Annotated in this window: 5 protein-coding genes, 1 rRNA gene and 1 pseudogene; 2 read left to right on the top strand and 5 right to left on the bottom strand. The window is 63.1% G+C overall.

Annotated elements, in window-relative coordinates; all coding sequences use genetic code 11:
* Window positions 1–39: 39 nt before the first annotated feature.
* The gene (yihG, locus tag ABWY06_RS02680) at window positions 40–960 is read left to right on the top strand and encodes a 1-acylglycerol-3-phosphate O-acyltransferase, YihG family (protein ID WP_353924017.1); all 921 of its coding nucleotides are present in this window, start codon (window positions 40–42) and stop codon (window positions 958–960) included.
* 51 nt (window positions 961–1,011) lie between these two features.
* On the opposite strand, the gene ABWY06_RS02685 is transcribed toward yihG, so the two are convergent.
* The 4 genes from ABWY06_RS02685 to ABWY06_RS02700 form a co-directional block, all read right to left on the bottom strand.
* Window positions 1,012–3,144: a putative bifunctional diguanylate cyclase/phosphodiesterase gene (locus ABWY06_RS02685; RefSeq protein WP_353924018.1), complete on the bottom strand. Its 2,133-nt coding sequence runs from the start codon at window positions 3,142–3,144 to the stop codon at window positions 1,012–1,014.
* The gene (locus ABWY06_RS02690) at window positions 3,125–6,886 is read right to left on the bottom strand and encodes a PAS domain S-box protein (RefSeq protein WP_353924019.1); all 3,762 of its coding nucleotides are present in this window, start codon (window positions 6,884–6,886) and stop codon (window positions 3,125–3,127) included. The genes ABWY06_RS02685 and ABWY06_RS02690 overlap by 20 nt, the downstream gene beginning before the upstream one ends.
* Window positions 6,887–7,190: 304 nt before the next feature.
* Window positions 7,191–7,838 carry an MBL fold metallo-hydrolase gene (locus tag ABWY06_RS02695; protein WP_353924020.1) on the bottom strand — a complete coding sequence of 216 codons (648 nt, stop codon included), beginning with the start codon at window positions 7,836–7,838 and terminating at the stop codon, window positions 7,191–7,193.
* A 397-nt stretch (window positions 7,839–8,235) separates the two neighbouring features.
* Window positions 8,236–8,487 (bottom strand): hypothetical protein, encoded by a 252-nt coding sequence (locus tag ABWY06_RS02700; RefSeq protein ID WP_353924021.1) that lies wholly within the window; start codon window positions 8,485–8,487, stop codon window positions 8,236–8,238.
* 409 nt (window positions 8,488–8,896) lie between these two features.
* Between ABWY06_RS02700 and ABWY06_RS02705 the strand changes: the two are divergent.
* A pseudogene (locus ABWY06_RS02705) lies at window positions 8,897–9,040 on the top strand (con-10 family general stress protein); the annotation flags it as partial.
* A gap of 411 nt (window positions 9,041–9,451) precedes the next feature.
* Here the strand turns inward: ABWY06_RS02705 and rrf are convergent.
* Window positions 9,452–9,560, bottom strand: a 5S ribosomal RNA gene (rrf, locus tag ABWY06_RS02710); the annotation flags it as partial.

Here is a 9,560-nt window from a genome sequence, read left to right on the forward strand (position 1 = left end):
CCGGGCGATTGCCGCCCCTTGTTGGAGGCCTTTGCCCCCATGCTGAAGTTCTTGCGTTTGCTGCCCGCCCCCGTGCGAGGAACCCTTGCCGCCCTGCTGTTGATGCTGAACACCCTGGTGTTCTGTTGGCCGCTGTTTATCGGCGCGCTGGTCAAGGCCCTGCTGCCCTTCCAGGCGGCGCGGCGGGTGATCAATGTCGCCATGCACTGGTCCGCCGAAAGCTGGATCAGCGTCAACAAGACCTGGATGGACGGAGTGCACCCCACCCAATGGGACGTTCAGGGCCTGGAGGGCCTGGACCAGCACCACACCTATCTGGTGACCAGCAATCACCAGAGCTGGGTGGACATCCTGGTGCTGCAGTACCAGCTCAACCGGCGCGCGCCCTTCCTGAAGTTCTTTCTCAAGCGCGAGCTGATCTGGGTGCCGGTGATCGGCCTGTGCTGGTGGGCGCTGGAGTTCCCCTTTATGAAGCGCTTCAGCAAGGAGTTCCTGCACAAGCATCCGGAGAAACGCGGCCAGGACCTGGCCACCACGCGCAAGGCCTGCGAACGCTACAAGACCAATCCGGTGTCGGTGTTCAACTTCCTCGAAGGCACCCGCTTCACCCCGGGCAAACACCAGCGCCAGGCCTCGCCCTTTCGCTACCTGCTCAAACCCAAGGCCGGCGGTATCGCCTTTGTACTCGACGCCATGGGCGAGCAGCTGACCAGCCTGGTCAATGTCACCATTCACTACCCACAGGGCAACCCGAGCTTCTGGAGCCTGTTGTCCGGGCAAATCCGGCAGATCGTCGTGCGGATCGAGCAGACGCCCATCCCACGCGAGTTTATCGGCAAGAACTACGACCAGGACGAGGTTTACCGGCTGGCCTTTCAGCAGTGGGTCAATCGACTGTGGGAGGTCAAGGACGCCCAGTTGGCGACGCTGCACGCCGAGTTTGCGCCGCCGCGCGACTGAGCCGAGCCACCGGGGGGCCTTGGGGCCCGCTGACGCCGATCCGGCTTGCGGCTACTCGCCGCGAAACAGGCTCCAGTCGATCTGGCTGGGGAAAGTCGCGGCATCTGCGCTCGACAGCCCCTTGGCCACCAGGAAGCCCTGCATCACGCTGCACTGGTGCGCCACCAGCCAGTCGCGCTGTTCGATTGTTTCCACGCCTTCGGCGATCACCTCCAGGCCCAGGTTGCGGGCCAGTTCGATGATGGTGCTGACCACCGCCGCGTCCCGTGGCGACTCGAGCATATTGGCAATAAACAGCCGATCGATCTTCAAGGTATCCAGCTCGAAATGACGCAGGTAGGCGAGCGACGAATAACCGGTGCCAAAATCGTCGATGGCGATCCGCACGCCCAGCTCGCGTAGCTGGCGCAGTTGCTCGCGGGTGGTTTCCAGGTCCTGCATCAAGGCGCTCTCGGTCACCTCCACCTCCAGTTGCCGAGGGTTGAGCCCATGCTGCTCGAGGATCCGCCGCAGGTCGTCGACCAACTGCGGCATGCCGAACTGCACCGGGCTGACATTCAGGCTCAGCACCAGGTCATCACCGAACAACGGCCGCCAGGCGCAGCACTGCTGGACACCATGCTGGAAGATCCAGTCACCCAGGCGGTTGATCAGCCGCGTCTCTTCCAGCAAGGGAATGAACACATTCGGCGCGATCGTCCCCGCCACCGGGTGCTGCCAACGCAGTAACGCTTCGAACCCCCGCAGGCGCCCGCTTTCGAGGTGGATCTGCGGCTGGTAGACCAGCACGAAATCGTTCTGCTCGATGGCGCTGCGCAAGCTTTCTTCGAGCATCAGACGCGAGCGCGCGCGGCCGTTCATTTCCGGCGAAAAGAAGCGGTACTGTTGGCGGCCCGCGCGTTTGGCTTCGTACATGGCCATGTCCGCCGCGCGCATCAGGCCGTCCACCGTCTGCCCGCACTCGGGGAAACAGGCGATGCCGATGCTGGCGCCCAGCGTCACTTCGATGCCATCGACTCGGTGCCGCACGGAAATCAGCTCGATGAGTTTTTCCGCCACCCGCGCCGCATCTTCGGGATGTTCGAGGGAGTCGAGCAGCGCGGTGAATTCGTCGCCGCCCATGCGCGCCAGGATATCGTAGGGACGCAGGCTGGTCTTGAGCAACTCCGCCACCTGGCGCAACACCTGGTCACCGGCGGCATGACCGAGCGAGTCATTGATCCGCTTGAAGCCGTCCAGGTCCAGGTAGAGGATGGCCATGCGCTTGCCGCTGCGGTCGACCCGCGCCAGCGCCGACTCCAGGGCTTGATGAAAGCCGCGCCGGTTGAGCAACCCGGTCAGGGCATCGGTGACGGCCTGGGACTCCAGCTGCGCGTGCAGGTTGCGCACCACCGACATGTCCAGCGCCAACACCACCATCGCCCGCTGCAAACGCGGCAACGGCGAACTGGATAAGGCCACCGGCACCAACTGGCCGGTGCAGGTGCGCAAGCTGGCATCGTGCAGGCGATAGGCCTCGCCGCGCCGCCAATGCTGGTAGAACTCCGAATCCTGCCACTCCTCGGGCATCGACGGCGAATGCAGGTAATTGGCCAGGAGCGTGCCTTCCAGGGTCGCCACGCTGCCGTGCAGCATGCGCGCCATGGCCGGGTTGGCGAAGCTGATGCAGCCACCCTCGTCGACCACCAGGATGCCCTCCGCCGCGTTCTCCAGCACCGAGGCATTAAAGGCCCGGGCATTGTCCAGTTGCTTGCTCAGCAGTTGCAGCTCATGGCGGTTGCGCTCGTGTTCGAGCAGGGCATTGATCTTGTGCTGCAGGACCTGCGGATCGAAGGGTTTGAGAATGAAGTCGACCGCGCCGGTGGCATACCCACGCAGCACCGCATCGGCGGTCTGGGCCATGGCCGAAAGGAAGATGATCGGCGTGTAGCGGGTGCGCGAATTGCCTCGCATCAACCGCGCCACTTCGAAACCGTCCATATGCGGCATCTGCACATCCAGCAACACCAGGCCGACCTCCTCGTCGAGCAGGCATTGCAACGCGGCTTCACCCGAATTGACCGTGCGCACGCGCCAGGGGCCCTCCCCCAGCAAGGCCTCCATGGCGATCAGGTTTTCTTCGCGGTCATCGACCACCAGCAGGATCTGTTCGCTGGCCTGGGGTTTAAGCTGCGCTAGTGCCATGAGATCCCTCCGTCTGGTTCAACCATCGGTGCAACAATTCGAGCAAGTCCTGGCGGGCCACCGGCTTGGCCAGGTAATCGTCCGCGCCCGCCGCCAGGCAGCGTTCGCGGTCGCCCTTCATCGCGTGGGCGGTCAGCGCAATGATCGGTATGCGACATCCGCGCTCCTCCTTCAAAAGACGAGTGGCCGTGTAACCGTCCATATTCGGCATTGCCATGTCCATCAGGATCAGTTCGAAGACGCCAGCGGCCTTTTCCAAGGCCTCCAGACCGTCCTGGGCGGTCGTCACTTCGAGTCCGAGCTCATCGAGCAAGGCGCTCATGGCGTAGATATTGCGCACGTCGTCGTCCACCAGCAGCACCCGCTTGCCTTCCAGGGGCAGTGCCTCCGGCGGCGGGACGAGCAGTGCGGGTTGCCGCACGCCAGCCAGAAACCCCTGCACCGCGGTGCTCAATGCGGCCAGGTCGGCACCGGCTTTGCGCACCACCACCGCCGAATAGCGGCGCAGGCGCTGCACGCTCTGCTGGGTCACGTCCACACCGGTATTGACCACCACCCGGGTGCTTTGCAACGGACGCTCACGCTGCAGGCTGTCGAGCAACTCGAAGCCATCCTGGTCTGGCAGGTCAAGGTCGATCACCAGGGCCGTGAACGGCTGCTCGGCGTACAACCGGCGTGCTTCCTCGGCACTGCCCACGGCACTGACCGCGAACCCCAGCTGGCTGAGGTGGGCCCGGTAATGCTCGCGCTCCACTTCGACATCCTCCACCAGCAGCAGGCGCGGCGCGTCATCCCGCGCCGTCAGCATCAGCTCGGCGAACAGCCGCTCCAGGTCGGCACGGGCGATGGGTTTGACCAGATAGCCGGTGCCGTCCTCATGCCAATCCTGGGGCTGCGGCACGCAAGAAATGATTTGCACCGGCAAGCCGCGGTGCTGCAGCTGGTTGCGCAGGCTGCGATAGACCTGCCAGCCACTGATATCCGGCAGCAGGATATCGAGGATCACCGCGACGAAGCGCTCCTGATGCAACAGGCCGATGGCCTGTTTGCCGCTGCTGCACAGGACACTGGAAAAGCCGTGGGTCTGGGCCTCCTCGGCAATCAAGGTGGCGAAATTGAGGTCATCCTCAACCACCAGCAGTGCCGGTCCCTGACCACTGCGCACCGGTTCACGGAGGCTCTCCTGCGGCTCGTTGGCCGATTGCTGCAGGACCGCCACCGGCAGTCGCACGACAAATCGGGAGCCCTCGCCGGGTGCGCTGTCCAGGCGGATATCGCCCTCCAGTACTTCGACCAGTTGCCGGGTGATCGCCAGCCCCAGCCCGGTTCCGCCGAAACGCCGATTGGTCGAACCGTCGAGTTGCTGGAAGGCCTGGAATACCTGCTGGTGCTGTTCGACCGGGATGCCGATACCGGTGTCACGGACCAGGATCCGCAGCATTTCGCGACCGTCGTCCAGGCCCTGGGTCTCGCAACTGATGGCCAGTTCCACTTCGCCGCGCTCGGTGAACTTAAGGGCATTCGACAACAGGTTACGCAAGATCTGTTGCAACCGTCCACGGTCGCTGTAGATCACCCGCGGCACACCCGGCTCCAGCGAAGAGAGCAGGCGTAGGCCTTTGAGTTCGGCCATCGGCCGCAGGCTGGCATCCAGTTCCACCAGCATGTCGTGCACATTCAGTGGCTCGAGCTTGAGCTGCACGCGCCCGGCCTCGATCTTCGCCAGGTCCAATACATCGTTGATCAACTGCAGCAGGTCGCTGCCGGCGCGGTGCACGATATCCGCATGTTTGACCTGCTTGTCGCTCAGGTTGCCCGCCACGTTCTGTTTGAGCTGCTCGCTGAGAATCAGGATACTGTTGAGCGGCGTGCGCAGCTCGTGGGACATATTGGCCAGAAACTCGGACTTGTAGCGGTTGGCCAAGGCCAACTGCTCGGCCTGCTCGCGTAGCCGGTGCTCGGCCGCCTTGCGTTCGCTGATATCGATGATCACCGCTTGCACCAGCACATCGGCGCCGCTGCGCAGCGGCGACAGGCCCACCTCCAGGGGGATCAACCGACCGTCCTGGTGTTGCCCGAACAACTCGCGGTTGTTGCCCATCTGCCGAGGCTCGGGGGCCTTGAGAAACCCCTTGCGTAAACTCACATGGCTGCCGCGCATCGCCTCCGGCAACAAACGCTCCACCGGTTGACCGATCAGCTCGACTCGCGGATAACCGAACATGCGCTCGGTTTGACGGTTGACCATGGCGATGGCGCCCGCACTGTCGACCAGCACGATGGCATTAGGCGAAGCTTCCACCACCAAGCGGAAGCGCTCCTCGGCGGCCTTGCGCGCACTGATGTCGATGATAACCGCCTGCACCAGCACATCCTCGCCACTGCGCAGTGGCGACAGCCCCACCTCCACCGGAATCGAGCGGCCATCGCGGTGCTGGCCGAACAGCTCGCGGTTGCCCCCCATGCGCCGCGGCTCAGGCGCCTGCTGAAAACCCTGGCGCATGGCGACATGGGCCGCCCGCAAGGATTCAGGCAATAGCACTTCCACCGGGCCGCCGAGCAATTCGGTGCGTGAGTAGCCGAACATTTGCTCCGTCTGGCGATTGACCATGGCGATAAGTCCGCCGCTGTCGACCAGCACGATGGCATTGGGTGAGGCTTCCACCACCAAGCGGAAGCGTTCCTCGCGCTCACGCAGGCGCGCGCTCAACAGCCGGCTGTTGATCAAGGTGCGTTCACGCAGGTACAGATAGCCCCCCACCAGGGCGGCTAACAGGCCCGCCGCCACCAGGCCGGCCCATAGGCTGAGGGAAACGCGCGTGTTCCGCAGGCTTTGTTCATAAGCCGGCGTACTGCTGACCGTCAGTTGCCAGGTGCGGCCGAACATCGCCAGCTCGCGGCTGAGCTGGAACCGCGCCTCGGCGCCGTAGTTGCCATTGAGCAACGAACCACCGTTTTCCCCCAGATCGGCCAGCTCAAGCTGGTACAGGTCAGCGCTCGAATCAAGAATGCCGCGCAGCAAGTCTTTCAGCCGAAAGGTGCCCGCAACGGTGCCCAACATGGCCGCGGCGCGCTCCTCGCGGGTGGTCACCGGTTCGCTGGCCAGGTACACCGGCAGGTACAACAAGACCCCGACCTGGATATCTTGTTCGGTCTCCTGCCTCAGGTGCAGCGGCGCGGTGAGCACCGCCTCGCCGCTGTCGCGGGCTTGCTCGATCGCCTGGCGTCGCAACGCCTCGCTGAGCATATCGAAACCCAACACCCGACGGTTGCGCCAATCCAGCGGGTTGATATAGGTGATCACCAGCCAGTGGTCCCGCTCGCCGGGCGGGAATACCCGGAAATCCCGACGGCCCGCGCCCTGTTGCTGGGCCAGGAACCCGGGCAATTGCTCAGGGGCCAGGTACCTGGACCAACTGATCGCCTGGATACCGGGATATCGCTCTTGCAGCCGCAATTGATCGCTGGCGCGCTGCCATTCCTCGACCGACACCTCTTCGCTGCCGGCCAGCAGCCCGGACATGCCGCGCAACACCATTTCATAGGCGCGCATGCGCTCGACAATCCGGTGCTGGATATTATCGACGGTCAGGCTGAAACGTTGGGCATCGTCATTTTGGTTACTGTTTTGCAGCAGCTGCCATTGCCACACCACCAACGCGCCCAGCAGCGTCATCAGGCTCAGAGAGACCAGCAGGGGCAACCAGGGGAAACGCGGGTGAAAAACCGGTTCATCGTCCATGCAGACTCCAATCCACTGCCGACGCTTATCACCCCCAAGGCAGAGGCGTCGGGATTTGCAGCGTTTCTACGTGAAACGCTGTTGAGCAGTCTAGTCAGGAATTGGCGCCAGCATTTAGCCGTCGGGTTCAGACGACCAACGGCAATCGGCCATCAGCTCGGCATCTGCGGGCCAGCATCCATCAGTAGCACAGGGGCAGGGCTGTAGCTTTGGGCTGACCAGCCATGCGGACCTATGAGACGGTCAGTCTCGCCCTCAAGGGCAGCCCCAGGACGAGCGGCCCGTGGAGTGCCAATGGGCCGCGTTACGCGGCGCGGATAAAGGGGTTCTCACGCATTTCATCCCCCAGGCAGGTATCCGGGCCGTGGCCGGTCACCACGGTGGCGTCTTCGTCCAGGCAATAGAGGCGCTGGCGGATCGAGCGCTCGATGGTCGCGTAATCGCCACCCCACAGGTCGGTGCGACCGATGCCGCGGCGGAACAGGGTGTCGCCAGCAATCAGCAGCTTGGCCTCGGGGAACCAGAAACTCATCGAGCCAGGGGTATGCCCCGGCGTATGCAGGGCCACGCCACAGCCGCAATCCAGCGCCTGGTCGTCCTGCAGCCAGTGATCCGGTGCCGGCACCGGGCGGTAGGGCACACCGAACATGCCGCACTGCATCTCCAGATTATCCCAGAGGAACTGGTCCTCCTTGTGCAGGTGCAGGGTCGCCCCGGTCAGTTCCTTCATCTGCCCGGAGGCGAGAAAGTGATCCAGGTGCGCATGGGTGTGGATGATGCTCACCACCTTCAGCCCATGGGCTTCCAGGCGCGCCATGATCACCTCCGGGTTGCCACCCGGGTCCACCACCAGGGCTTTTTTGCTCACCGGGTCACCAATGATGGTGCAGTTGCACTGCAAGGGGCCAACGGGGAAGGTTTCGCGAATCAGCGCGGGTTTGACGGCGTCCATGGGTGTTCCTGTAAGGCCAATAACGATGGATTAACGCGGCTTATGCGTGACGAGGGACTGCGGCCCGCAGCCCTGTCCGCAAGGCTCTACAGAGTGCCGTGTACCTGCCCTGGCTTCAAGGTCGACCCGGTGAAAGTGCCAGAGCAGAATCAATGTAAGCCATTGCTTACACAACCTGTTGTGGATCACGACTTCCGCCGTCCCCGGGGGGACACTAATATTCTCCCCATGGACGCAGCTAAGCAGGGTGCTTCAGCAGCCATAGGGAAGTGCAGGGATCACCGCCAGGATGGTGGTAAAGACAGGATGTCATGCAAGACCCAAGACCCCACTTCGGTGGGGTTTTATTTTGCCCGCAGTTTGCCTCGCATCGGGGCCCATCCCTTCAATGCTGCCCCTATTTTTCGGCCACCAGCCGACGCACCTCGGTACGCACCATGCTGGCGTACTCCACCGGTGTCAGTGCCTCCAGTTCGGTTCTGAACCAGGCTTCCCACTTGCCCTTGCGCTTGCTGCGCTCTGCAAAGAACTTGGCCGCCTGCACTTTTGCGCGCCCCAGGTTCTGCTGACGCAACTCGAATAGCCGGGCCTTTTCGGTTTCAATGGCAGTGCGTTCGGCGCCGCTCTTGCTGGCGATATTGAAGCTCATTCAGGCATTCCTGCTGCGGGAAAAAAGCCGCGCAGTCTACCGGGGCTCGGCAAATATGCCAGCGTTCTTTGCGCCTTGGGGCCTGTTGACACTATGCGCACGGCCGCTCCGGCGCCTCGCTGGACGCGGGACCCGGCGCATGTCGCGAGGCTTGGTCATTCCCAATGAGCGACGAGTAACGCCGCATCGCGCCCAACCAGGCCTGGCCTCTCGTGGCCCAGCCCTCCGGTTTGCGCGCAAAAGACGGTTGCGCCACACGTGGCGATGCCTATCAAAAGGCCTCCTACCGTTGGTCAAGCTCCCCCCATCTTTGGGAAACCATTAAATGACGTGCCCCTCTGTACCTAGACGAGGCACATTCGCCTCACTACTACATTTTGTAAGGAGATGGACCATGCCTACCAACCCAGGTAATAAAAACCCAGGTAACTTCGCCAATGACCGTGAGAAAGCATCGGAAGCCGGCCGCAAAGGTGGCCAGAGCTCCGGCAGCAACATCTCGACTGAGCGCGACAAAGGCTCGGACACCAGCCGCAAAGGCGGTAAACATTAAGGGTGACTCACCCGACGCGCGGGAGGCCAGTCGGTCTCCCGCGTCGCCCCCCGCCCCCCCCCATTGCCTTCCCGTCCGATCGCCCCCCAGCCCCGGCGCTGCGACTCCGTAGGCGATAGTGGCCTATCCGCACATAAGCACATAACAAGCAGATGATCGTCGTGGCCTGGTGTCGCTCAACCTAACGTAGGCGTCGGTGATCTGTGATCTGTGACAAAGGTTCCAGCGGCCATTGGGTCATGGACTACTCCTGAGGCCCTCGGGTCGAAACTCCGGTGCGTGTTGGCCTTAGCGGGCTGGCGCCGGACGACGCGCCGAGGCCGCCCTACGCTGCCGCCCGCGGGCCGAGGCGTTTTCCGCGGGCAAAAACAAACCCCCATGCGCTTACGCGAATGGGGGTTTGGAATTGAAGCTTGACGATGACCTACTCTCACATGGGGAAACCCCACACTACCATCGGCGATGCATCGTTTCACGGCTGAGTTCGGGATGGGATCAGGTGGTTCCAATGCTCTATGGT

The organism is Pseudomonas sp. (genome assembly GCF_040514055.1).
Classification (GTDB): Bacteria; Pseudomonadota; Gammaproteobacteria; order Pseudomonadales; family Pseudomonadaceae; genus Aquipseudomonas.